Annotated in this window: 1 pseudogene; it reads left to right on the forward strand. The window is 69.3% G+C overall.

Annotated features, from left to right (window positions below):
• A pseudogene (locus R5H29_RS01520) lies at positions 1–194 on the forward strand (redoxin domain-containing (seleno)protein); the annotation flags it as partial.
• Positions 195–316 lie beyond the last annotated feature (122 nt).

Here is a 316-nt window from a genome sequence, read left to right on the forward strand (position 1 = left end):
CGGACGATGCCGCGCGCGCCCACTGGGATCGCGCGATCGCGCTCGCCCCCTATGACTGGACTATCCGCCGCGGCTCGATGTGGAAACGCGGCCAGAATCCGTTCGGCGCCGATTTCGCCGAGGTCTGGCAGGAATGGGAAGCGGCCGGACGCCCCGATTACGCCTCCCTCGCCGCCGCCCGCGCGGCCGGATGAGGCGCGCTTCGATGACCGGCAAGATCAAAGTCATTCAGATCTCCACGGGCAATGTCGGCACCCACGCGCTGCGCGGCATCCTGCGCCACCCCGACCTCGAGCTCGCCGGCCTTTGGGTGAAC

Source organism: Stenotrophomonas sp. A3_2 (assembly GCF_036624925.1).
GTDB classification, from domain to species: domain Bacteria; phylum Pseudomonadota; class Gammaproteobacteria; order Xanthomonadales; family Xanthomonadaceae; genus Stenotrophomonas; species Stenotrophomonas hibiscicola.